Source organism: Hymenobacter sp. UYP22, from assembly GCF_040547285.1.
In the GTDB taxonomy this organism is placed as follows: domain Bacteria; phylum Bacteroidota; class Bacteroidia; order Cytophagales; family Hymenobacteraceae; genus Hymenobacter.
Window position 1 is genome coordinate 48,293 of sequence record NZ_JBEPPK010000017.1, and the last position, 21,367, is coordinate 69,659.

Annotated in this window: 24 protein-coding genes; 10 read left to right on the forward strand and 14 right to left on the reverse strand. The window is 56.7% G+C overall.

Annotation, left to right across the window (positions count from 1 at the left end; all coding sequences use genetic code 11):
• Positions 1–36 precede the first annotated feature (36 nt).
• Both ABIB60_RS19955 and ABIB60_RS19960 read left to right on the forward strand, forming a co-directional pair.
• Positions 37–948: a LysR substrate-binding domain-containing protein gene (locus ABIB60_RS19955; RefSeq protein ID WP_354582139.1), complete on the forward strand. Its 912-nt coding sequence runs from the start codon at positions 37–39 to the stop codon at positions 946–948.
• Positions 949–1,020: 72 nt separating this feature from the next.
• Entirely contained in the window at positions 1,021–2,019 is a 999-nt protein-coding gene (locus tag ABIB60_RS19960; protein ID WP_354582140.1) for a YeiH family protein, read from the forward strand.
• Between the two features lie 73 nt (positions 2,020–2,092).
• On the opposite strand, the gene ABIB60_RS19965 is transcribed toward ABIB60_RS19960, so the two are convergent.
• A complete protein-coding gene (locus ABIB60_RS19965) occupies positions 2,093–2,269 on the reverse strand; it encodes a hypothetical protein (RefSeq protein WP_045688286.1) in 177 nt (58 codons plus the stop codon).
• 138 nt (positions 2,270–2,407) lie between these two features.
• Here ABIB60_RS19965 and ABIB60_RS19970 point away from each other — a divergent pair, with 138 nt between their 5' ends.
• The 5 genes from ABIB60_RS19970 to ABIB60_RS19990 all read left to right on the forward strand — a co-directional run bounded on the left by ABIB60_RS19970 (position 2,408) and on the right by ABIB60_RS19990 (position 6,449).
• Complete coding sequence (locus ABIB60_RS19970) at positions 2,408–2,653, forward strand: hypothetical protein (protein WP_354582141.1); 246 nt, start codon at positions 2,408–2,410, stop codon at positions 2,651–2,653.
• A 42-nt stretch (positions 2,654–2,695) separates the two neighbouring features.
• On the forward strand, positions 2,696–3,421 hold the full coding sequence (locus tag ABIB60_RS19975) for a glutathione S-transferase family protein (RefSeq protein WP_354582142.1): 726 nt from the start codon (positions 2,696–2,698) through the stop codon (positions 3,419–3,421).
• Positions 3,422–3,444: 23 nt separating this feature from the next.
• Complete coding sequence (locus ABIB60_RS19980; protein WP_354582143.1) at positions 3,445–4,608, forward strand: SHOCT domain-containing protein; 1,164 nt, start codon at positions 3,445–3,447, stop codon at positions 4,606–4,608.
• A gap of 95 nt (positions 4,609–4,703) precedes the next feature.
• Positions 4,704–5,750 carry a DUF3089 domain-containing protein gene (locus ABIB60_RS19985; RefSeq protein ID WP_354582144.1) on the forward strand — a complete coding sequence of 349 codons (1,047 nt, stop codon included), beginning with the start codon at positions 4,704–4,706 and terminating at the stop codon, positions 5,748–5,750.
• Positions 5,751–5,810: 60 nt separating this feature from the next.
• Positions 5,811–6,449, forward strand: a complete 639-nt coding sequence (locus ABIB60_RS19990) for a DUF6624 domain-containing protein (protein WP_354582145.1) — start codon at positions 5,811–5,813, stop codon at positions 6,447–6,449.
• A gap of 59 nt (positions 6,450–6,508) precedes the next feature.
• Here the strand turns inward: ABIB60_RS19990 and ABIB60_RS19995 are convergent, their stop codons facing one another.
• The 7 genes from ABIB60_RS19995 to rplM form a co-directional block, all read right to left on the reverse strand.
• Positions 6,509–6,877 (reverse strand): hypothetical protein, encoded by a 369-nt coding sequence (locus ABIB60_RS19995; protein ID WP_354582146.1) that lies wholly within the window; start codon positions 6,875–6,877, stop codon positions 6,509–6,511.
• 38 nt (positions 6,878–6,915) lie between these two features.
• Positions 6,916–7,338 carry a hypothetical protein gene (locus ABIB60_RS20000; RefSeq protein ID WP_354582147.1) on the reverse strand — a complete coding sequence of 141 codons (423 nt, stop codon included), beginning with the start codon at positions 7,336–7,338 and terminating at the stop codon, positions 6,916–6,918.
• Between the two features lie 145 nt (positions 7,339–7,483).
• Positions 7,484–8,173 carry a carboxypeptidase-like regulatory domain-containing protein gene (locus ABIB60_RS20005; RefSeq protein ID WP_354582148.1) on the reverse strand — a complete coding sequence of 230 codons (690 nt, stop codon included), beginning with the start codon at positions 8,171–8,173 and terminating at the stop codon, positions 7,484–7,486.
• A gap of 439 nt (positions 8,174–8,612) precedes the next feature.
• Entirely contained in the window at positions 8,613–9,452 is an 840-nt protein-coding gene (gene tsf, locus ABIB60_RS20010; protein WP_354582149.1) for a translation elongation factor Ts, read from the reverse strand.
• 158 nt (positions 9,453–9,610) lie between these two features.
• Entirely contained in the window at positions 9,611–10,378 is a 768-nt protein-coding gene (gene rpsB / locus ABIB60_RS20015) for a 30S ribosomal protein S2 (RefSeq protein ID WP_354582150.1), read from the reverse strand.
• Between the two features lie 21 nt (positions 10,379–10,399).
• Positions 10,400–10,786, reverse strand: a complete 387-nt coding sequence (gene rpsI / locus ABIB60_RS20020) for a 30S ribosomal protein S9 (RefSeq protein WP_125417763.1) — start codon at positions 10,784–10,786, stop codon at positions 10,400–10,402.
• Positions 10,787–10,821: 35 nt separating this feature from the next.
• Positions 10,822–11,274, reverse strand: a complete 453-nt coding sequence (rplM, locus tag ABIB60_RS20025; RefSeq protein WP_125417766.1) for a 50S ribosomal protein L13 — start codon at positions 11,272–11,274, stop codon at positions 10,822–10,824.
• 176 nt (positions 11,275–11,450) lie between these two features.
• Here rplM and ABIB60_RS20030 point away from each other — a divergent pair, with 176 nt between their 5' ends.
• A complete protein-coding gene (locus ABIB60_RS20030) occupies positions 11,451–12,914 on the forward strand; it encodes a hypothetical protein (protein WP_354582151.1) in 1,464 nt (487 codons plus the stop codon).
• A gap of 50 nt (positions 12,915–12,964) precedes the next feature.
• On the opposite strand, the gene ABIB60_RS20035 is transcribed toward ABIB60_RS20030, so the two are convergent.
• The 5 genes from ABIB60_RS20035 to recA all read right to left on the reverse strand — a co-directional run bounded on the left by ABIB60_RS20035 (position 12,965) and on the right by recA (position 18,268).
• Positions 12,965–13,678, reverse strand: a complete 714-nt coding sequence (locus tag ABIB60_RS20035; RefSeq protein WP_354582152.1) for an RluA family pseudouridine synthase — start codon at positions 13,676–13,678, stop codon at positions 12,965–12,967.
• 144 nt (positions 13,679–13,822) lie between these two features.
• Positions 13,823–14,914 carry a sensor histidine kinase gene (locus ABIB60_RS20040; RefSeq protein WP_354582153.1) on the reverse strand — a complete coding sequence of 364 codons (1,092 nt, stop codon included), beginning with the start codon at positions 14,912–14,914 and terminating at the stop codon, positions 13,823–13,825.
• A 124-nt stretch (positions 14,915–15,038) separates the two neighbouring features.
• The gene (locus ABIB60_RS20045; protein WP_354582201.1) at positions 15,039–15,740 is read right to left on the reverse strand and encodes a response regulator transcription factor; all 702 of its coding nucleotides are present in this window, start codon (positions 15,738–15,740) and stop codon (positions 15,039–15,041) included.
• Between the two features lie 319 nt (positions 15,741–16,059).
• Positions 16,060–16,890 (reverse strand): DUF3108 domain-containing protein, encoded by an 831-nt coding sequence (locus ABIB60_RS20050; protein WP_354582154.1) that lies wholly within the window; start codon positions 16,888–16,890, stop codon positions 16,060–16,062.
• Positions 16,891–17,167: 277 nt separating this feature from the next.
• Complete coding sequence (recA, locus tag ABIB60_RS20055; protein WP_354582155.1) at positions 17,168–18,268, reverse strand: recombinase RecA; 1,101 nt, start codon at positions 18,266–18,268, stop codon at positions 17,168–17,170.
• A 171-nt stretch (positions 18,269–18,439) separates the two neighbouring features.
• Here recA and ABIB60_RS20060 point away from each other — a divergent pair, with 171 nt between their 5' ends.
• Positions 18,440–19,603: a lipid A deacylase gene (locus ABIB60_RS20060; protein WP_354582156.1), complete on the forward strand. Its 1,164-nt coding sequence runs from the start codon at positions 18,440–18,442 to the stop codon at positions 19,601–19,603.
• A 6-nt stretch (positions 19,604–19,609) separates the two neighbouring features.
• Here the strand turns inward: ABIB60_RS20060 and ABIB60_RS20065 are convergent, their stop codons facing one another.
• Entirely contained in the window at positions 19,610–20,185 is a 576-nt protein-coding gene (locus ABIB60_RS20065; RefSeq protein WP_354582157.1) for a GNAT family N-acetyltransferase, read from the reverse strand.
• Between the two features lie 188 nt (positions 20,186–20,373).
• Here ABIB60_RS20065 and ABIB60_RS20070 point away from each other — a divergent pair, with 188 nt between their 5' ends.
• Positions 20,374–21,258 (forward strand): SDR family NAD(P)-dependent oxidoreductase, encoded by an 885-nt coding sequence (locus tag ABIB60_RS20070; RefSeq protein WP_354582158.1) that lies wholly within the window; start codon positions 20,374–20,376, stop codon positions 21,256–21,258.
• Positions 21,259–21,367: the final 109 nt, after the last annotated feature.

Consider the following 21,367-nt stretch of genomic DNA (forward strand, 5'->3'; position numbering starts at 1 on the left):
TATTCTCCCCGCTTCTCCTTTCCTGCCGGCCTGCTTATGCCCGATTTTCGTTTGCGCGTGTTCCAGGCAGTGGCCCGGCACCTGAGCTTTACCAAGGCGGCCCAGGAGCTGTTTATCACCCAGCCCGCCATTACCAAGCACATCCGGGAGCTGGAGCGCACTTACGGGCAGCGCCTGTTTGAGCGCCGCGGCAACCGCGTAAGCCTCACCGAAGCCGGCGCTCTGCTGCTCGCTCACGCCGATGAGGTGGAGCAACTGCACCAACACCTGACCGAGCAATTGCACAACCTGCACGGCGAAGCGGCCGGCCGGCTGCGCCTGGGGGCCAGCACTACGCTCAGCCAATACGTGCTGCCGGCCCTGCTGCCCGGGTTTCAGCACCGCTACCCCCAGGTCCAGCTGACCCTGCTCAACGGCAACTCCGAGCAGATTGCCGAAGCCATTCTGGCCGGGCAGCTCGACCTGGGCTTTGTGGAAGGCCGCTCCAAGAGCCGGGATTTGCACTACGAGCCGTTGTTGGAGGATGAGCTGGTAGCCGTGCGCCGCGCAACCGCCGCCGGGCCGCCCGCCCAGCCGCTGGCCCTGGCCGAGGCCCTGGCCCACCCGCTGGTGCTGCGGGAGCGGGGTTCGGGTACGCTGGAAGTGCTGGAGTTTGCCCTGCGGGAGCGGGGCATCAAGCCGGCCAGCCTGCAAGTCGTGTTCTACTTTGATAATACCGAGGCCATCAAAACCTACCTGGAAGCCGCGCCCGAGGCCCTGGGATTTGTATCGAGGCGGGCCCTGACGCGCGAGCTGGCGGCGGGCCTGCTGGAGGAAGTGCCCATTGCCGGCCTGCAGCTACGGCGGCAGTTTGAAGGCCTCTGGATACAAGGTCAGCCCCTGACCCGGCCCGCCGAGCGGTTTTTGCGGTACGTACAAATCGTTATAACTTCAGGTAATAACGCATAACTATTCGGGATTATCGATAGGGCAGGAGAGGCCGTACTTTTGAGCTGAAGCACCCACTTCAGTTTCCCCTCCGTGAAAGCCACCCTAGTAGCCCCCACCCGCGTTTCAGCTGCGCCCACTCTCCCCCCCAACGACCTCAACCGCAACCACCGGCACCAGCTGGCCCGCGTGGGCTTCGGGCTGGTACTGGTGTTTTGTCTGACGCCCTGGGCTTCGCCGCCGCTGGCCCTGGCCCTGGGGCTGGTGCTGGCCCAAACCCTCGGCAACCCGTTTCCCACGTTCACCAAGCAGTACACCGCCAAGCTGCTGCAATACTCGGTTATCGGGCTGGGCTTTGGCATGAATGCGCACTCGGCGGTGCAGGCCGGGCGCCAGGGCATTTTGTTCACCATCTGCTCCATTGCTGGCACGTTGCTGCTGGGCTACGCGGCGGGACGCTGGCTGAAGCTAGGCCGCCACGTTACCCACCTCATTTCCTGCGGCACTGCCATTTGCGGGGGCTCGGCCATTGCGGCCGTGGGTCCGGTTTTGCGCGCCAAGGATGAGGAAATGTCGGTGGCGCTGGCTACGGTGTTTGTGCTCAACGCCATTGCGCTGTTCGCTTTTCCAGCCATCGGGCACGCGTTCAGCCTTACCCAGCAGCAGTTCGGCCTGTGGTGTGCCATTGCCATTCACGATACCTCCTCGGTGGTAGGAGCCGCTACGGCCTACGGCAAAGAGGCCCTGGAAGTGGCTACTACCGTGAAGCTGGCGCGCGCCCTCTGGATTATTCCCGTGGCGCTGGGTACGGCCATGCTCTTCAAGCAGAAGGAGGTAAAAGTGAAGATTCCTTATTTCATCCTAGGCTTTATCGGGGCCATGCTGCTGAACACGTACGTGCCCGCTACGCACGTAGTAGGCCCTTGGCTGGTACAGGCGGCCCGCTTGGGGCTCACGGTTACGTTGTTCTTCATTGGGGCCGGCTTGTCTATGAAGGCTATTCGCTCAGTGGGGCCGAAACCGTTTGCCTTAGGCGTGCTGCTCTGGTTGGTCATTTCCACGGCCTCTCTGTACGTGATTCTGCACGCCTGATTCAAGTAGTACAAGCAAGCAGAAAGCCCCGCCGAAGACTTTGGCGGGGCTTTCTGCTTTATCGAACATCAGATTAATTCTTGCGGCCCGAGCCGCTTTTCTTGCCGCCGCCGTCTTGCTTATTGACGGTGGCCCAGGCGCGTTTTTCGGCTTCTTCCTCCGAAAGGCCGCGCTTCTCGTAGCTCTCTTCAATGTGCTCAGCCTGCCGCTTCTGCTTGTCGGTGTAGGCCGATTTATCTCCCTGGGGCATGATGCAAATGGGTTAGAAGTGAAACAACCACGTACTACCAGACAGTACGCGCCCGGGGTAGCTGTGTTATGCGGAGCTCCGGAACCGGGTTGCGGGCCGGTGCGTATCTTCGCCCCACGTAACCGCCCTGCTACTCCTATGCGTCAACTCGCCATTATTCCGCACTCCGAGGCCAAAATCACCCTGTTCAGCTGGAACGGCAAGTACCTCATCAAGCTGGAAAAAGGCTCCTTCGAGCAAACCTACAAGGTGAGCGAACTAGACCTAACCAGCGAAGATGATATTCACCAATTACTGGACGAGGAGTTTGTGCAGGCGGCCGTGCAGCGCTTCAAAGGCATGCAGCAGGATTTGCAGGCCGCCTTCGACCGGCACGGTATTTAATGCACACGTTGCGTGCAGCTTCCCTTCCTAACTCGCCTACCTATGAAACGGCTCTTTCACTATCTTCTGTTCCTGCCCATTCTGTTGGGCCCCGTGGCTGTGCACGCCCAACTTTACGAAGTGCGTACCAGCAGCGTAAACGTGGAAAAGCGGGAGCGGGAAGCCCTGAAAGTGCAGATTGACGGCACTGCCCAATGGACGCGCGACTTCTGGCAACGCTGGCTCAAGGATACGTACAACATCAAGCTGAAAGGCGACGGGGTATTTGGCGTGGGTAAGAAGGACGTGCTGGCCGCCAAGCAGGTACCCATGTCCAACGTCACGGGCAAATTGCTGGATTTGTATTCCACCGTTACGGCCCCCGCCGACACGGTAGCCGAACTGTCGGTGTGGGCCGCCATGGGCCCCGATTCGTTTCTGTCCTCATCTGGTACGCCCTCCGAGTTCAGCTCCCTGCGCACCATGGTGCAGAGCTTTGCCGCCGCCGCCCGCCTGCAGGCCTACCGGGAGCAGATTTCGGAAGCCGAAAAGCAGCTGACCGCCGCCGAAAAAGACAAGGAGAAGCTGGAAAAGGAGCGGGTAAGCCTGGCCGGTAACACCAAATCCAACCTGGAGAAAATTGAGCAGCTCAAAAAGCAGAATATCGACAATAAGCTGAAGTCGGCCGAAGATTCCGTAAAGCTGCTAGATAACGCCCGCCTCATGGAGCTGCGTAAACAGCAGCTGGAGCGCCGCCGCGCCCGCCTCACTAACCTCGACCGGAAATAACCCTGCCGCCGCTTCCCTCTCTCATGGACAAAGATTCTTCCCTCGACACCCTGCGCCAGCTCAAGGAGTGGCTGGACGCCGGTACCATTACGCAACAGGAGTTTGACGCCCTGAAGCAGAAGCTGGTGTTTAACCAAACGCCCGCCCCTGCGGCTACTCCGCCTGCGGCCCATGTTCCGCCGGCTTCCCCCGCGCCGCCCAGCACCCCGCCCATAACGCCGACACCTCTTGTTCACGAGCCGACCACCATGGCCGCGCCCGTTTCGGAGCCGCTGCTACCGCCCGTTACTACCGAGCCAGTGCCCGGCTACCCGCCGCTTCCACCCACACCGCCCACTGCTACGCCGGGCTTCTCGCACCCACTGGAAGCTGGCCGCCCCGGCGCTTCGCCCAGCCAGGATGATGCTTTCGTAACCTCTACGGCCCCGGCTGCGGAGGAGGAATACGTGGAGGATACCGCCTACACGGCCCCGGCCAAAAGTCCGCTGGGCACCATTCTGGTGGTGGGTGGTATTGTGCTGCTGTTGGCGCTGGTGGCGTATCTGATGCTGGGTAACCGGGAATCGGAGCGCCTGACCAGCACCACCCGCACCGCCGCCGATTCCCTGGCTACTAACCCCGAGGTAGGCCCCCAGACCGAGCAGATTGAGCTGCCCCCGGCCGCCGCGCCCGAAACCATCCGTGTGGCGCCGGTCGTGCCCGTGGCCCCCGTCGATTCAGTTGCTACTGCTGCTCCCGCCCCCGCTCCTGAAGAAACGGCTCCGTTGGCTCCATCTGCCGCCGACGAGGGAGCCGCCCAAAACCGGATAGAGAGTACCCTGCAGAACTATTACTCCGATTTGCAGGCCGCCCCCTTTTCCGCCACGGCCTACTTCGCCCCTAAGGTGGAGCGGTTTTATCTGCAGCAAAACACCACGCCGGCGGCCATCAATGCCGAGCTGGAGAAAACCCATTTCCCCGAATTCCTGGAAGGACAGACCACTATTGAGCCGGGCACGCTTAAGGTAAGCCCGCCGGTGGCCGATGGCTCCCGCGTTGTCACCTTTGTGGAGCGGAGTACGGCCCTGCGCCAGTCGCTGCAGAAGCGCCAGCAAACGGCGGCTCAGGTGCGGGTGCGCTTCGATAAGAACTTCAAAATCGTGTACCTGCGCCAGGAAAAGCTGCTCGAAAACAACTTCATCGACTAGCCGCGCAGCTGTTTTACTGTGCGCGTACGCCCGCCGCCTGCAACCGGCGGCGGGCGTTGGTGTTGTTAGCTCCTGCCGATTTGCTGTTCCGTTTCATGCGCGTATCCGTTTCCTACTTACTTATTTTTGGGGCTGCCCTGCTGACTTCCTGCCTGAGTGTGCTGAAGCCCGCCAAGGACTTCGCCCAGGCCCCCGCACCCGAAGTGCCCGACTACCGCATGGAAGGTAACTGGGCCGCCCTGCCCGACCGGCGCGACTCGGCCGATGTGGTACCGCGTGGCACCTTGCTGCACGACCAGCAGCGCGACGCCCCCGCTGATGTGTTCTTCGTTCACCCCACCACCTATTACTGGCGCAAGCAGTGGAACGCCAGCCTCACCGATGAGCGGCTGAACCGGTTTACCGATGAATCGGTGATTCGGGGGCAAGCCACGGCCTTCAACGGCACGGCCCGCGTGTACGCGCCCCGCTACCGCCAAGCCACGCTGTTTTCCTTTTTCGACACCAAGGATGAGAGCGGGCGGGAGGCCCTCGACCTGGCCTACTCCGATGTGAAAACGGCCTTCCAGTTCTACCTCGATAACTACAACCACGGCCGCCCCATCATCATTGCTGGCCACAGCCAGGGTACGGTGCACGCCACCCGCCTCCTGCACGATTTTTTTGATGAGGACCCCAAGCTGCGCCGCCAGCTGGTGGCTGCCTACCTCATCGGCTTCAAAGTGAAAGCCGACGAGTACAAGGTGCTGCGCCCCTGCGAAGACTCCACCCAAACCGGCTGTTTTGTGGCCTGGAACACGGTGGCCTGGGGCAATACCTACGCGCCCTTCGCCAACGGGGTGGCGGTAAATCCGCTTACCTGGTCACGGGATACGGTTACGGCCCCGGCCCGCCTCAACCTCGGCGGCGTCCCGCACGATTACAACCGCCAGGATAAGCGCGTGGTGGATGCCAAGGTGCAGGATGGGTTGGTGTGGGTGCACCCGCCCGTGGCCAAAGGCTACCCCCGGTTTCTGCTACCCGGCCACCCCGAGCTGCGCCACTCCTTCCACATTGCCGATTATGCTCTGTTCTACACCAACATCCGCCAGAACGCCGGGGCCCGCGTGCGCGCCTACCGTATGCTGCTGAATGGGCAGTAAGCAATGCCAGGAGCTGTTGCAGCTATTCTCCGTTACCTGTCGTCACCATCTAGTACTGCTATGAAACAGCTGCTCGTCTTACTGACCTTGTTGAGGGTAAGTAGCGGAGTTTCCGCGCAGACTGCCCGCCCGCACTACCCCGCCCTTAGCCGCACCCTCGATAGTCTGGCAGTCGTTGACCAATGGCCCATGCAACGCATGTTTCAGCAACTGCCTGATAGTGCCGGGCGCAATCTGGAAGACGTGGAAAAGGCTAATTATGCCCGCCACCAACCCGTGCTGGAGGCTATTGTAAGGCGGTACGGCTACCCTGGTTTCAAGGAGGTGGGCGAGAAAAGCTCCAACAACTTCTGGCTCCTGGTGCAGCACGCTGATGCCCACCCGGACTTCCAGCGGCGCATTCGCAAGCTGATGTTGGCCGAAGTACGACGCAAAAACGCCAGTGCTATCAACTATGCCTACCTCACTGACCGCGTAGCCATCAACGCTGGTAAACCCGAAGAATACGGTACGCAGGTGGTGTATGAGGGGGTAGGCACGCCAACTGTCAAAGCGGTGCCCAAGTCGCTGCGCGACCCTGCCCGCGTCAACCAGCGCCGCGCCGCCATTGGTATGGAGCCGCTGGAAAACTACTTGAACATGATGACGCAGATGCATCGCGAGATGAATAAGCCAAAGCCGACCGGGCCGCCGCTTTAACCTAAAAATCCCCGCCAGCAGCTGCTGACGGGGATTTTTAGGTTAAAGCGGGGCAGTGCTTAGTTCAGAACCGCCGTCTGGCTTTTCAGAATCTGACGAGCCATGGCCAAGTTCGTATCCCGGGAGTTAACAGCCAGATAAATGAATTTGCCGCCATCAGCCGACAGCTTCAGCAGGTGCAACTGGTCTGTCAGCGTCAGCAGAATGTCCTGAATCGTCTGGTCCAGCTTCAGGGCCTGAATGGCTTTCAGCTTCTGCTTTACTACTTCCGTGTTGTAAGCAGCAGCTGTTTCTGCGTCAAACGAAGCCAGGTTAGAGTGGTGGGCCAGGGGCATACCAGTTTCGGTTTCTACCACAGCTACTGCCACCAGTGAAGGCAACTCTTTCAGAATGTTCTGGATAGCTTGGTTGGGGGTAATGGCTGACATGGTCAAAAGAAAAAATGTTGAGAAAAATTCAGTAATAATCAGGCAGTGCACCGGCGCATCACCTCCCGCACCAACGCCAGGTTGGCATCAGCAATCCGCACTACCACGTAGCACAGCCACCGGCCATCAGCGGCAAGGCGCAGGCAATGCTGCTGGTCTTCCAGCAAAAGCACAAAGTCCGTCAGGTTCTGGGCGGAAAGCCAGGGTTGCGTCAGAAATTGCCGGGTTTGCCGAATGTTGGCGGCATAGCGGCTATTGAGCTTGTAGGGGTCGAGGAGAGCAGTAGCCGTGTAGGCTGCCATCGTTTTACCCGACTGGACTTCTACCACCGCCATGGCCAGCAGCTCCGGTAGCTCCCGCAAAATAGCCGTCAGAATTGCTTCTGCTTGCTGGCGCTCTATCCCTGAGGCATCTCCCGTAACTTTCTTCACAGTGAACTTGTGCAGAAAAGGAAGTCTCATGTAACTGATTCTGGGCGTAAAAAAGGAGGCAGTATCAAAGAAAAATCCTCCTGAAATGACTGTAGCAGTGCAAGATGCCGCACATCACTTTAGCCTCCCACGGAGAAGAGTGTGCTGAAGCCCAGCACCCTCTCTCTGGGGTAAATTAAAAGAACAACCAGCGCTTCTTGGCTACGGGTTTACCCGCCTTTGGCAGCAAAGTCACGTTGGCGGTAGCCCCGCTGCGCACCAGCATTTCCTCCTCCGAGTAGCCGGCGTAACCGTACTGCAGAGTAGATTTCTGGTTAGCAGGAAGCCGGAGGGTGTAATTGCCCTCGGCATCAGTGCTTACGCCGCGGTGGGTGCCCTTCTGCAACACCGTTGCCCCAATCAGCGGGTGACCATTCTCATCCAAAATGCGGCCCTTCACGGCTACCATGCGCACAGCACTGGTAGTTCCGGCTTCAACGGGCATTTCGATAGCATCAGTTACCACCGGCGTGTTTTCAGTGGGCGTGTTAACGGCAGTTGGCAGATTGTTACTAGCGAATACAGCGCCGCTGACAACCACTCCACCAATCAGCAAAGAGGCCGCCCGCCGCCGAAACCGCTCGGGCTCCGTGCGGATCAGATCAAACTGGCGCTGCACCCAACCCACGGGCTGTACAGTGTGGCCTTTCTGGCTCATCTCGTAGAAACGGCGCAGTACCTCGTCACCTTTTTCCTTGTGTTCTTTTAAAAATCCATCTACCAGCGCAGTATTTTCACTGCTCAAGTCGCCTCGCAAATAGGCGTCTCGGTAGGCGGGCAACAACTCACCCGTGGACGAGTGAAATGGGTACGCACTCAGTTTCATAATGGGAAAAATTAGGTGTGGTATGTAGGCTCGGGCTATAGCAAGAATGAGCACAAAGTTGTGTTATAAACTTGATTTATAGCCCCTACAAAAAACCAATGCAGTTTTATATTCGTCGAGTACGGCATCTGGCATGCTTAAGTTCTATTTATTCCAGATGAAAAAACTTGTTTCATTATGGGAATTAAACATTAAAAATTGCATATATTGACGGGGATTATACAATAAATTATATCCAATAATTTTAAGGTTATATATATGTGTACTTACACAGTTGATTTTACTGTGAGTACTGAAGCAATTGAATTCATTTCTATTGTCGAGCTTAGAATAATACTACTGGCAGAATTAGGGTAAAGTATTTCTATATAATGGATAGAAATGCAAAGAGCCCACCGGTTATAAACCGGTGGGCTCCTCAACTCAGTAAAGGCAGTGGTTAGCCTACAATAGCTACACGCTTGAAGTCAGAGATGGTCAGGCCTTTCTGCGTCTTGTCGAGCAACTGGCTGATGGTCATCGAGCTATCTTTTACGAATTCCTGGTTGAGCAAGGTGTTCTCTTTGTAGAACTTGTTCAGCTTACCCTGGGCAATCTTTTCCAGCATAGCCTCAGGCTTGCCTTCGGCACGCGCCTGCTCTTTGCCGATTTCGATTTCGCGCTCAATAGTAGCTGCGTCCACGCCGTCTTTGTCGAGGGCAACGGGCTTCATGGCTACAATCTGCATGGCTACGTCGCGGCCTACAGTGGCTACGTCGGCGCCACCCACGTTTTTCATGGCCACCAGAACGCCCTTCTTGTTATCCGAGTGGATGTAAGAAGCAACTTTCTCGGCAGTTACGTTTTCGTAGGCAACCACGTCCAGCTTCTCGCCAATTTTGCCCATCAGGTCGGTGATGTGCTCCTGCAGCGAGCGGCCGTCCTCCTGGGAAGCAGCCAGCAGCTCTTCCTTGGTAGCGGCGTTCGACTTCACGGCCGTGGCCAGAATCTGCTGGGCCAGGTTTTTGAAGTCTTCAACTTTAGCAACGGGCTCGGTTTCGCAGGCCAGGGCTACCAGCTTGCCATTGGTACCGTCTTCGCTTACGGCCGCCAGCACGAGGCCTTCGGCAGTAGCGTTTTCAGCACGCTTGTCGGCAATTTTCTGACCCTGCTTGCGCAGAATGTCGCGGGCGGCTTCGAAGTCGCCATCAGCCTCGGTCAGGGCTTTTTTGCAATCCATCATGCCAGCACCGGTCATGGTGCGCAGCTTGTTTACGTCTGCGGCGGTAATAGCGGCCATTTCTTGGAGGAGTTAGTAGCTATAAGCTACAAGTTGGAATGAAATGAGAGAGGGGGAAGTAAGGAAAGAAGCTAGGAGCTAAAAGTCAGAACTGAATGGGCGAGTTGCCGACATCACAGATTCTAACTTCTAACTCCTAGCTTCTAGCTTCTTCAAGACTATTCGTCGGCGTTCTGCTTCTCCTGGATGCCTTCGTCTTCGGCTTGCTTCTTGTCGGCGTCCTCTTTGTCGACTTTACGCTCCGACAGACCTTCTTCGATGGCCTTACCCATCAGGCCCACGATGAGCTGAATGGATTTGGAGGCGTCATCGTTGGCGGGAATGGCGAACTGTACCGACTCGGGGTTGGAATTCGTGTCGCAGATAGCGAATACCGGAATACCCAATTTCTGCGCTTCCTTCACGGCAATGTGCTCACGCTTCACGTCTACCACGAACAGGGCAGCGGGCAGGCGGCTCAGGTCGGCAATGCCGCCCAGTACACGCTCCAGCTTTTCCCGCTCGCGCGACATCATCAGCTTCTCGCGCTTGGCGAGGGCCGCGTAGGCGGTGTTTTCCTTCACCATCTTGTCGATGGTGCTCATCTTCTTCAGCGACTTGCGTACGGTGGTGAAGTTGGTGAGCATGCCACCCAACCAACGATCCGTAACGAAAGGCATTTTCAGGCGCTTGGCTTCTTCAGTAACTATTTCCTGAGCCTGCTTTTTGGTAGCCACGAACAGCACCTTGCGGCCGCTTTTGGCGATGTTGCGGATAGCCGCAGCAGCGTGGTCCAGCGAAGCCAGGGTTTTGTTCAGGTCAATGATGTGGATGCCGTTCTTCTCCATGAAGATGTACGGCGCCATTTTCGGATCCCACTTGCGCGTAAGGTGACCAAAGTGGGCACCGGCATCAAGCAGTTCTTTATACGTGGTGGTCTGAGCCATGATAGGGTTCCTCTGGAAGTATTAGCGTTTCGAGAACTGGAACGAACGACGAGCTTTACGCTTACCGAATTTCTTACGTTCCACCATGCGCGGGTCACGGGTCAGGAAGCCTTCTTTCTTCAGGGCGGGACGAACTTCGTCGTTGTCGCCTACGAGGGCTTTCGAGATGGCCAGACGGATAGCCTCAGCCTGAGCCGAGATGCCACCACCGCGCACGTTTACCTTGATGTCGTACTGGCCGACTTGCTCGACCGTCGCCAAAGGCTGGTTCACGATGTTTTCCAGGAGCTCATTGCTGAAGTAAGCCTTGATGTCCCGGCCGTTGATAGTGATATTCCCTTGCCCGGCCTGCATGTAAATGCGGGCCACCGAGGTTTTTCTTCTACCAGAGGTATTGGAGATTTCCATTAAGTGAAGAGTTAAAAGGGGGGCCGACTAACGGCTTAGAGATTCGTGAAAGAAACAGCTTTGGGCTGTTGCGCTTCGTGGGGATGAGCGGTACCAGCGTACACGTACAGGTTGCGGAACTGCTCGGCACCCAGTTTGTTGCCTTGCAGCATGCCGCGTACGGCGTGCTCAATCACCCGGGTCGAGTCCTTGGCTTTCTTGTCGCGCAGGTTGATGCGCTTCTGTCCGCCGGGGTAGCCCGAGTGGGTGATGTAGATTTTGTCGGTCAGCTTTTTGCCGGTTACGCGCAGGTTATCAGCATTGATAACGATGACGTTGTCGCCGCAATCCGAGTTGGGCGTAAAGGAGGGCTTGTGCTTGCCACGCAGCATGTTGGCAATTTGGCTGGCCAGACGACCCAGGGTAGCGTCGGCAGCATCAACCACAACCCAGCCCTTGTTGGCGTTGGCTTTGTTGACGGATACCGTCTTGAAGCTCAAATGATCCATTGGGGAGGAGGATAAGCGTTTGAAAATGAAGAAGAAGCCGAACACAGTTCGGGGAAAACGGACACAAAGTTACCGGCTTTCTGCCAATATGCAAGCTGGGAGGTAATTATTGCGCTTGAAGGGGGTACTATACCTGCGGTAGGTGCTTCGATTGAGCTCCGTACTTTTACCGTACAATGAGTACTACTTCTCCTCACCCAGAATTTCCTGGCTCAGCTTCCTACAAGCCTTGGGCGTATATTTTACTGGCATTACTGGTATGCATTTCGATAGCCACGGTATTCCTGACACGGAATTCTTATGATTCCAGTGATAGTATCATGCATTACTTGTTTGCGCACTATGCCTTCCAGCACCCGATTAACTTTCTGGAGTCGTGGTCGAAGCCGTTAGTAGTGCAGCTGGCCGCGCTTCCAGCGCGGGCTGGCCTTCGCGGGCTGATGGTGCTACAATGCGTGCTGGTAGCAGTAGCAACGGCGGCGGCTTACAACGCAGCTAGTAGCCTACGAATGCCTTGGCCTTGGCTGACTATTGTATTCTGCTACGCTTCCCCTGATTACTTCCGGATTCAGTTTTCGGGCCTCACGGAGCCTACCTTTAGTGCAGTGCTTATGGTAGCTGTAGCACTGGCATTGCGTGGGCGGGTAGCCTGGGGGGCCGCCATAATTTCCTTCCTGCCTTTTGCCCGCTCCGAGGGTTTTCTACTGCTGGCGGTGTATGGATTTTACGTGCTGGTTACGCACAACTGGCGAGCCTTGCCGTGGCTAACGTTGGGCTTCATTGTATATGGAATAGCCGGAGTGTTTGTGTACGATGATTTTTGGTGGGTATTCACACGTAATGCCTATCCGGTTCGTAATGAGTTGTATGGTAATGGTGGATGGCTGCACTTTATCCGAAGCCTACCTGACACCATCGGCTGGGTGCAGTATGGGTTGTTTTGGTTGGGAGGCGGGCGCATGTTGTGGGAGTGGTTGCAACCCACCGCGCGGCTATACTCTGAGAAGTTTACCGCCGACTTATTGCTGGTGTATGGGTGTGTGGTGGTGTTTATTGGGGCTCACACCGTATTCTGGGTCTTCGGTATTTTTGGTTCGTTCGGGCTGACGCGGGTGCTGTGCAGCGTGGTGCCACTGCTGAGCTTAATCGTTTTGCGTGGCCTAGGGTTGGTAACCAGTTTAGGCCGTACTGGCACAGCGCGAAAACAGATTATGGCCACACTAGTGCTCGGGATAGTCGGCTTCGTTTTTTCAGGCGCGCGCGCTGCGTTGCGCTGGGAGCGGGATTTTGGTCAGCCTTCAGACCAGATCTTGGCTAATACCGCTGCCCGATGGATATTGGGTAAACAGGTACCGCATGTGGTGTATTCACACCCCTACTTTTCGTTGGCACTTGGCACCAATCCTTTCGGAAATTATACCAACAAGATTGAAGATTTGCGTGACCCTGACCGATGGATGCCGACTGGAACGTTGATTTTCTGGGATGAATGGTATGGTGGTATGGAAGGCCAAACTTCTTTTGAATCGTTGCATACCAACCCCACTTACCAATTGCGCTGGCAGGGTGCTTTACCCCGTAACCGCCACAAGCCTACTCCTGATTCTGTTCGGATGGCCATTTTTGAGAAAATCCGGTAGTACTCGTAAGTGAAAGGCCCTCTTTCTGTTTAACAAAGAGGGCCTTTCACTTACGAGTACTGTTGCAGCGTTTCCACCAATACCCGGAAATCTTTGGGGTAGGGGGCTTCAATGGTGACTTGCTCCCCGTCCATCTTGGCGAAGGTGAGCTGGCGGGCGTGCAGGGCAAACCGTTTGATGAAGGGCTGCTCCTCCTCGCCCTGCTTCATGTTGAACTTCTTTTTCAGGGACGACAGGTAGAAGTCGTCGCCGCCGTACATGCCGTCGCCCACAATGGGGGCTTGCAGGTAGGAGAGGTGCAGGCGAATCTGGTGCATGCGGCCGGTAATGGGCTGACACTCCAGCAGGGTGTGGCGGGCGTAGGCTTCCAGGGTGCGCACCAATGTTACGGCCGGTTTGCCTTTGTAGGCCAAGCGGGCTTTGCCTTTGGTAGTGGTTTCAATGCTCCGGTCTACGCGCAGGCCATCGTACTGGTGCACGCCCCAGGCCACGGCGTGGTACACTTTCTTCACCTGCCGGTCCTCAAATTGCATGGCTAGGTGGCGGTAAGCGGCCGGGTTTTTGGCTAGAGCCAGCGCGCCGCTGGTTTCCTTATCGAGGCGGTGGCAGGCCTGCACATCCTCGTACTTCTCGCGGGCTAGGCGTAAAATATTGGGCGCCCCACCAAACCGCTCGTCGAGCGTGGCTAGGAAGGGCGGCTTATTGATGATGACGAAGTCTTCGTCCTCAAACAGAATCAGGTCGTCGAAATTGGGCAGCTTCATAGAGAGCTGCAAAGGTACACGGTAATTCAGGGATGCAGAAGCCAGCGGCCGTTAATCCCGCCAGTGCCTGGTAAACAACATAATCAGCAGTTTACCGACAAAGCGCTGCTACGCGCCCAAAAGCTCCCCTCGCCCCGGGAGTGTTTACGCCTGCGCGTCGGCTAATTTATCAGCTACTCGCTTTTTGGGCTTTGGCAGCTTAAACTCCAACACGGTACCCTGCCCCAGCTCACTGCGCACCCGAATAGTGGATTTGTGCGCTTCCACGATATGCTTACTGATGGCCAGCCCCAGCCCTGAGCCGCCCGCCTGCCGCGACTCGCGGGTTCGGCTTTTGTCAATGCGGTAGAACCGCTCAAAAATGCGGTTCTGAAACTGCTTCGGAATTCCTTCTCCGTCATCCTGCACTTGCACTCGCAGGCTTTTACCGTTGGGCAGCAGGGAAACGGTGACGTGCCCGTTCTCGCGGCCGTATTTAATGGCGTTGTCGATGAGGTTGATAAGCACTTGCCGAATACGGTTCCGGTCAGCTACCACCAGCGTTGTTTCCGGTTGCGCTTGGGGAAGTTGCAGCTCCAGTGTTACCTGGCGCTGGGCGGCTTTCATCTCCAGTTGCTCGAAGATGTCCTGCACCAGCTCACCCAAATTGAACCGTTGACGGCGCATCCGAACTACCCCTTTTTCCAGCTGCGAAATGGTTACTAAGTCCTGCACCAAGGCGTCAAGAGCGTCGAGGCTGGTGGCAGCTTTCTGCAGGAATTTCTTGCGGGTAAAGTCGTCCACGTCATCATCATCCAGAATGGTATGGACGAAGCCCTGGGCGGCGAAAATGGGTGTTTTTAACTCATGCGATACATCAGCCAGGAACTCGCGGCGCAACACCTGCAGGCGCTTCAGCTCCTCAATTTCCTGCTGTCGGCGCTGGGCCATGTCCAGAATTTCGTCGCGCATGCGCTTGAGCGGCTCCGGGCGGAATAGAAACTTGTTGGACATGCGCCGGAACTCCTTGCGCTTGATGTTCTCCAAGCTCTCATAAATGTTATTGATTTCCCGAAAAATCAGGGCTTCAAACATCAGGTACAGCAGCAGAAAACACGCTGCCACCGATACGCCCGCTGCCAGCACGCCTTGCTGGAAGGGCATGGTGGGCGCCAGCCATGCCAGCGTCGTCAGCACGGCCGCCACCAGCAACGACAGGATGATGGCAATGGTACGGGAGGATACAGTGAGTTTCATGGGGAGTGGTGAAATGGAGAGATGGTGAAATGGTGAGTTGCTGTTCTGAAGGCACCGGGGGCCACCTGCGCCGAACCGCGCCGTTGGAATAGCAACTCACCATTTCACCATCTCCCTATTTCACCTAATTATCCGTGTTGAACTTGTAGCCAACGCCCTTAATGGTCTGAATGTGGTGGTCGCCTACTTTCTCGCGCACTTTGCGCACGTGCACGTCCACAGTACGGGCCAGCACAAACACGTCGTTGCCCCAGATATTCTGCAGTAGCTCGTCGCGGCCGAATACCTTATGGGGGGAGGCGGCCAGGAAGGCCAGCAATTCAAACTCCTTTTTGGGTAGCGTGATTTTGCGGCCCTCCTGATACACGGCAAAGCCGGTGCGGTCAATTTTCAGACCGTTGATTTCGATAGTGTCCGAGGTTTGCTGGGGGTCTTTGTCGCGGCGCACGAAGGCGGCCAGGCGGCTGAGCAGGGCCCGGGGCTTGATGGGTTTGGCAATGAAGTCGTCGGCGCCGGCATCGAAGGCGGCTACTTCCGAGAATTCTTCGGCCCGGGCCGTCAGGAAGATGATGTAGGTATCCTTGAACTTGGGTTGCTCCCGAAGCTGGCGGCAGGCGGCAATGCCATCCAGGTGGGGCATCATCACATCCAGCAGAATGATATCGGGCCCGAACTGGGGGGCTATTTCCAAGGCCTTGCGGCCATCGGGGGCGCTGGCTACCTCGTAGCCTTCCTTGCGCAGGTTGTACTCCAGCAGCTCCACGATGTCGGGGTCGTCGTCCACTACCAGAATTTTGTAGGCGTTGGGGTTGGCGGTTGGTTGCACGGAGCGGGGAGGTTTAGGGTAAAACAGAATGCGCGAAGACAAAAGTACCGCCGGGCGGCGCGCACGGCGTGTTATGGTTTCGTTACCTGCGGGCCGGGCCCGAACAGTTTCCTTGCGCGGAACCGGGTTTGGAATGGGCCACACGAAATCGGCAAGGGGCGGCGGACTAGGTAGCAGCACCGGAGCCAGGGAGCGGGGAGGCGGCATAACCAAGCGGCGGCGGGAAACCAGGGTTGTCTGCATCAGGTACTTAAGCGAGAGAAAGAACGAGATATAAAAAAAGAAAAGCGGCCCCCAACGGGAGCCGCTTCACAGCATGTCATTTTTGCGCCACTACATTTAGCCGGTTTCGGAGGCCTTTGTACTTGAACATGTCCACCTTGACGGAGCCCACGAACATTTCCGCCTGAATCAGTACCGGAACCTTGTTCCGGTCGTCGGAGAGGTACACCGAAATGGCGTTTTCTCCTTTGAACAACTTATTGCTGGGCATTTTAGGCACCAGCCGAATGGTGCGAATAGTGCCGGCCTTGGTTTCCACCACTTCCCGGCCCTTGTAGATGACGTCCATGTTGAACACGTCCTCGTCAAAAAAGCCCTGCACCTTGATAACCTCGCCTACCTTGCGTTGGTCGTAATTGAGGGTGCGCAGGTAGTAAAAGCCGCTAACCAGGTCCTGCACGTTGTTGGGCACTTTGAACGTGCCCTTCTTCACCTGGTCCTTATTCTTCTTGTGGCTTTCCACGTCCGCCACGTCCCGCAGGTGGTCGAAGTCCACCGTTTCACGCTTGCGGTAGTTGTTCTCCTCAATGTTGCGGAAGAAGCGTTGGGGCAGAATGCTAGTAGTGTCGATGTAGGAGCGCCAGGTGTCCCGGATACGCAGGAAAAAATCGAAGGAGCCCAGGGTGCGGCCCGTAACGGTGGCTTTGTAGCAGGGGCGCTCATTGATGCGGTGCACCTCGTTGTCTACTTCAATGGTAGCCTCGGCCGCGTTAATCAGGCCGTAGTGCACCTTGTATTGCAGCACCTCCCCGCGCTCAAAGCTGGTATTGGCAACGGTGCGCGTTGCTTCGGAGGCCGGCACAAACGCAGGTAGAGTGGCTGTCAGCAGCAGCGAGAGTACGGTAAACAGAAGCCAGCGGCGGTTCATGGATAAGCGGCAGATTGGGGTATAGCCGGTTCCTACTCAAATGCGGTGCCAGCAAAGATACTCGGATTCCGCAGGGCAAAAAATACCTTCTTACGGAGCAGCTACACCCGCCAAGGTTTGTTTGCCAACCGCCTTATACCAACTATCCACACGTTCAGTACGGCCCGGAAGAACAGGCGGTTTTGCCCAGCCCCATTCTTGTAGAACAAGATTTTACTGACAATAAAAAAAGCCCGCCGAAATGAACGGCGGGCTTTTTTGTGTGAAAGCGGAAAGCTTACAGCTCTTCAGTTTCGTCATCCTCCATGGAGCGGTCCTCTGGAATGGCGGCCAGCGCTTCTTCTGGGTCACCTTTCACTTTGGCCCGAATCTGAGCCTCGATTTTATCGGCCAGTTCGGGGTTATCCAGCAGTACGGTTTTAACACCTTCCCGACCCTGGCCCAGACGGTTACCATCGTACGAGAACCAAGAGCCCGATTTGGCAATAATACCCATATCAACGCCCAGGTCGAGAATCTCGCCTACTTTGGAAATGCCTTCGTTGTAGATGATATCAAACTCGATAACCTTGAAGGGCGGGGCTACTTTGTTTTTCACCACCTTCACCTTGGTGCGGTTACCGGTTACATTGTCCTTGTCTTCCTTGATCTGGCCAATCCGACGGATATCCAGACGCACGGAAGCGTAGAACTTCAGGGCGTTACCACCGGTGGTGGTTTCGGGCGAGCCGAACATTACGCCGATTTTTTCGCGCAGCTGGTTGATGAAGATGCAGCAGCAGCCGGTTTTGTTGATGGTACCCGTAAGCTTCCGCAGGGCCTGCGACATCAGGCGAGCGTGCAGACCCACTTTGGAGTCGCCCATGTCGCCTTCCAGTTCGCCTTTGGGCACCAGTGCAGCTACTGAGTCAATTACGATGATATCAATGGCCCCGGAGGAAATCAGCTGGTCGGCAATTTCCAGGGCTTGCTCCCCGTTGTCGGGCTGAGCAATCAGCAGGTTCTCGGTGTCGATGCCCAGCTTCTTGGCGTACAGCGGATCAAACGCGTGCTCGGCGTCGATGAAGGCGGCAATGCCCCCTTTCTTCTGCGCTTCAGCAATGGCGTGCATGGTTAGCGTGGTCTTACCCGACGATTCCGGGCCGTATATTTCAATAACGCGACCCTTGGGCAAACCGCCTACGCCGAGTGCAATATCCAGGCCCAGCGAACCGGTGCTGATGACTTCAACGTCCATCACCTTGTTGTCGCTGAGTTTCATTACGGTGCCTTTGCCGTAGCTTTTGTCCAGCTTATCCAGGGTGAGCTGGAGGGCTTTCAACTTTTCAGCTTGCGGGTTTGCGGCAGTTTTTTCGGCCTTTTCAGTGGTGGCAGCCATTATAGAGAGGGGTTGGATTGGAAATGCGTAGGTTTGGTGAATGTAGGCCTTTTGCGGGCCCCGCGCAACCCACCAGGCAAGCCAGAGTGGGGCGGCTCATGGTAACGTCGCCGGACTATATTTTGTGCCCGCAATGCTAAAAAAATTCGTCGGATTTAGCAGATTCTTTCCGTGCTAAAATTTTTAGAAAATTGCCGCGCCGCTACCGTCCTGATACTGACGTTGGTAGCGTGGCTGGGTAGCACACAGGCTAGCTGGGCTCAGCTGGATAATCGGGCTTTTTACCATCGGCTGCCCCTGGGGCCTGGTTATGAGCAGCAAATTCGGTTGGATGTGCAGGGCCTGCTGTTCAACAAAGACAACGAGTATTTTAACAAGATTGACCCCGGCCTCACGTATTTTGGAGCGCAGCTGGCTCCGCGGTTAGTGTACTTCCCGGCTAGTAATCTGCGGTTGGAGGCAGGTGTGTTTTTACAGCGCGACTACGGCTCCCGCGGCTTCCGGCAGGTACGGCCACTATTCACGCTCAAGTATGCGCAAGGAGCCCACCGGCTGTTGTTCGGCAACATTGAGGGGAGCCTGCAGCACGGCTACATTGAGCCGATGTATGATTTTGAGCGGGTACTGACTGACCGGCTTGAGGAAGGTCTGCAGTACCAATACCTAACGGATGCCACCTTTCTGGATGCCTGGGTAAACTGGCGGCGGCAACAGTACCGCTTTAGCAACTACCAGGAAGAGGTAGCGGGGGGGCTCAGCCTGGAGCGCTGCTTGGCGGGCGACTCGGTGGGTTGGTTAGTAAAACTGCCGTTTCAGTTTACGGCCACCCACCGCGGCGGGCAACTGGACACCGTGGACCGGCCTTTGCAAACCCTGTTCAATGTAGCCACCGGTCTACGGGTGCGCAAGGCGCTGGCCTCGCGCTTCTTGCAGGCTGCCCACTTTGATGGCTACGTTACCTATTTCCACGACTACTCCTTCACCTACGAGCTACCCTACAAGCGCGGCACCGGCCTCTATCTGAACGCCGGCCTGGATACGCGCCTGAATAACCTGCAGCTAGCGTATTGGCAGGGCAATGGCTATATCTCGCCTATTGGGGGGCGGCTGTACCAGTCGATTTCCGTATCGGTAGCTGACCCCGGCTACACCGATAAGAACCGGCAGCTACTGATTCTGCGGGCTATTAAGGACTACAAGCTACCCGGTAACGTGATTCTGACCACCCGCTTCGAGCCGCTCTATGACCTCAATAATGGTCTGTTCGATTTTTCCTTTGCGCTGTATCTGAATTTCAACCAGAGCTTTCTACTCGGTACAGTCAAAAACCAGTAGCCGCTTTCAAGCGGGCCGGCGCAGGGAGTAGTACAGAATGCCAGAGGTACCAAGTGCCCGTAGCGGCCAGGGGCGGGGCTTGGGGGGCAGCGGCTGGAATCCGGCGGCAGCGGCCACGGCGCAGCTGCGTAGGTTGCTAGCCTGGCACCGAATAAGCAGGCGGGCCACGTGCAGCGTATCAAACCCGAAGGTGACGGCGGCCGCCAAAGCCTCGCGGGCGTAGCCGTACCCTTCCGCATCGGCCGCCAGATAGTACCCAATTTCGGCTGTGACGGGAGAAGTCCAGTTGGGCTTCAGGCTGATGTCGCCGAGGTATTGCCGCGTTTCACCGTGCCAGATGCCGAGCACATAGAGTCGTCCGGCTGCCCAGTCGTGTCGGAATTGGGCAAGCACCTGGGTGGCGGCGGCGGCCGTGAGAGTAGCTGCTTCGCGCGCCGGAAAAGAAGGGCGCAGCCGCGCACGGTTACCTTCAATAAGCTGAAAGAAGGAGTCCGCGTCGGAGGGCTGGTAGGGGCGGAGCAAGAGCCGTGCCGTGTGCAGAGGAGCGTCGGTAGGAGCGGGCAGGGGCGGAGCGGCGTACATTATTTCGGGAACAAGGCCTGGGCATAGTACGCAGAATGGCCCAAAAATGCCCGTTTTGCTTAGTTGCCAAACTGCACTGTCGTAACTCCGGCACTCCCAAACCGTTCAGAACGTAGCGGCTGGCTGGCAGGGTCCAGTAATTTCCCCACGCCTGCCCAGCCGTATTCCTTCATATCAACGTTCGTATTATGTCCACAAGACTCGCAAATAAAGTAGCCATTGTCACCGGCGGCGGATCCGGTATTGGAGAAGCCATCAGCAAGAAATTCGCCCGCGAAGGGGCCGCCGTGGTAGTGGTCGGCCTCGACTCCGACCCCGTGCGGGAGGTAGTAGATGAAATTCTAGCTGAAGGAGGACGGGCCATTGGCTACCTCGGTGACATCTCCCAGCAAACAGTGGCCGAAGCCTGCGTGAAAGCCGCCGTGCAGGAATTCGGCAAGCTGGATGTTCTTGTCAATAATGCCGGGGTGTTTCCGGCTACCGCCGAGCTGGATTCATATCCGGTGGAGGCCTTCGAGTACATGATCAAAAACAACATTTACTCGGTATTCATGATGAGCCGGGCTGCCTTGCCGGAACTGCAGAAAACCAAGGGCAACATCGTATCGGCAGGCTCAGAAGCTGGGCAGATGGGCTCCCCCATGATTACGCCCTACGGCGGTACTAAGGCCTGGGTGATGACGTTCAGCAAAGGCTTGGCCGTGGAGCAGGCTAAGCACGGGGTGCGGGTAAACTGCGTAGGTCCAGGCCCCATCGATACGGCCTGGACGCACAAAGAAACTGGCCCCATGAACCAAAAAATGGAGAAAAATACGGTGGCTGGAGTGCCGCTGGGCCGTCGGGGTACGCCCGAGGAAGTAGCCAATGTGTACCTGTTCTTGGCCTCGGATGAAGCCAGCTACGTAACCGGTGCTACGTACTTTGTGGATGGAGGCGTAACAATTTCTAAGAGTGCGGCCGGCGACGAAGTACCTAATCACCTCAAGCGGGAGCCCGCCGGTGACTTGCAGCTCAACCATTCCAAGGACGGAAACACCAAGGTGCGCAAAGAGGCAGCGGCTTCTATGAGCTAATCGGAAATTCCAACGTGTACTAAGCAGTACACAGCTGCTTTCAGCCAATATAATGGCTGCAACTATCCGCATCAACTAAAAAGGCCTTCCATGTGGAAGGCCTTTTTAG

Excerpts from the sequence above, each read along its gene's own strand:
- ABIB60_RS20035 (WP_354582152.1), bottom strand. The coding sequence starts at position 13,678 with ATGAAGCTGCCCAATTTCGACGACCTGATTCTGTTTGAGGACGAAGAC.
- ABIB60_RS20005 (WP_354582148.1), bottom strand. The coding sequence starts at position 8,173 with ATGAAACTGAGTGCGTACCCATTTCACTCGTCCACGGGTGAGTTGTTG.
- ABIB60_RS19975 (WP_354582142.1), top strand. The coding sequence starts at position 2,696 with ATGAAACGGCTCTTTCACTATCTTCTGTTCCTGCCCATTCTGTTGGGC.
- rplM (WP_125417766.1), bottom strand. The coding sequence starts at position 11,274 with ATGGATCATTTGAGCTTCAAGACGGTATCCGTCAACAAAGCCAACGCC.
- rpsB (WP_354582150.1), bottom strand. The coding sequence starts at position 10,378 with ATGGCTCAGACCACCACGTATAAAGAACTGCTTGATGCCGGTGCCCAC.
- ABIB60_RS19995 (WP_354582146.1), bottom strand. The coding sequence starts at position 6,877 with ATGTCAGCCATTACCCCCAACCAAGCTATCCAGAACATTCTGAAAGAG.
- ABIB60_RS19965 (WP_045688286.1), bottom strand. The coding sequence starts at position 2,269 with ATGCCCCAGGGAGATAAATCGGCCTACACCGACAAGCAGAAGCGGCAG.
- rpsI (WP_125417763.1), bottom strand. The coding sequence starts at position 10,786 with ATGGAAATCTCCAATACCTCTGGTAGAAGAAAAACCTCGGTGGCCCGC.
- ABIB60_RS20065 (WP_354582157.1), bottom strand. The coding sequence starts at position 20,185 with ATGTACGCCGCTCCGCCCCTGCCCGCTCCTACCGACGCTCCTCTGCAC.
- ABIB60_RS19970 (WP_354582141.1), top strand. The coding sequence starts at position 2,408 with ATGCGTCAACTCGCCATTATTCCGCACTCCGAGGCCAAAATCACCCTG.
- ABIB60_RS19985 (WP_354582144.1), top strand. The coding sequence starts at position 4,704 with ATGCGCGTATCCGTTTCCTACTTACTTATTTTTGGGGCTGCCCTGCTG.
- ABIB60_RS20030 (WP_354582151.1), top strand. The coding sequence starts at position 11,451 with ATGAGTACTACTTCTCCTCACCCAGAATTTCCTGGCTCAGCTTCCTAC.
- tsf (WP_354582149.1), bottom strand. The coding sequence starts at position 9,452 with ATGGCCGCTATTACCGCCGCAGACGTAAACAAGCTGCGCACCATGACC.
- recA (WP_354582155.1), bottom strand. The coding sequence starts at position 18,268 with ATGGCTGCCACCACTGAAAAGGCCGAAAAAACTGCCGCAAACCCGCAA.
- ABIB60_RS20050 (WP_354582154.1), bottom strand. The coding sequence starts at position 16,890 with ATGAACCGCCGCTGGCTTCTGTTTACCGTACTCTCGCTGCTGCTGACA.
- ABIB60_RS19980 (WP_354582143.1), top strand. The coding sequence starts at position 3,445 with ATGGACAAAGATTCTTCCCTCGACACCCTGCGCCAGCTCAAGGAGTGG.
- ABIB60_RS19955 (WP_354582139.1), top strand. The coding sequence starts at position 37 with ATGCCCGATTTTCGTTTGCGCGTGTTCCAGGCAGTGGCCCGGCACCTG.
- ABIB60_RS20070 (WP_354582158.1), top strand. The coding sequence starts at position 20,374 with ATGTCCACAAGACTCGCAAATAAAGTAGCCATTGTCACCGGCGGCGGA.
- ABIB60_RS20040 (WP_354582153.1), bottom strand. The coding sequence starts at position 14,914 with ATGAAACTCACTGTATCCTCCCGTACCATTGCCATCATCCTGTCGTTG.
- ABIB60_RS19990 (WP_354582145.1), top strand. The coding sequence starts at position 5,811 with ATGAAACAGCTGCTCGTCTTACTGACCTTGTTGAGGGTAAGTAGCGGA.
- ABIB60_RS20000 (WP_354582147.1), bottom strand. The coding sequence starts at position 7,338 with ATGAGACTTCCTTTTCTGCACAAGTTCACTGTGAAGAAAGTTACGGGA.